This window comes from Paenibacillus sp. J53TS2 (genome assembly GCF_018403305.1).
In the GTDB taxonomy this organism is placed as follows: Bacteria; Bacillota; Bacilli; order Paenibacillales; family Paenibacillaceae; genus Fontibacillus; species Fontibacillus rhizolycopersici.
Genome location: NZ_BOSK01000051.1, coordinates 1 through 200, shown reverse-complemented (window position 1 = coordinate 200; position 200 = coordinate 1). Strand labels below are relative to the sequence as shown.

1 rRNA gene is annotated in these 200 nt (G+C 52.5%); it reads right to left on the bottom strand.

The window, feature by feature from the left end:
- A 23S ribosomal RNA gene (locus KJS42_RS23040) occupies positions 1-200 on the bottom strand; the annotation flags it as partial.

Below are 200 nucleotides of genomic sequence, written 5' to 3'. Positions count from 1 at the left end.
CAACCCCAAGGAGCAAGCTCCTTGGTTTAGGCTGTTCCGCGTTCGCTCGCCGCTACTGACGGAATCACTTTTGTTTTCTCTTCCTCAGGGTACTTAGATGTTTCAGTTCCCCTGGTCTGCCTCTTCGCATCCTATGAATTCAGATACGAGTGACTGGATATTAACCCAGCCGGGTTTCCCCATTCGGACACCCCCGGATC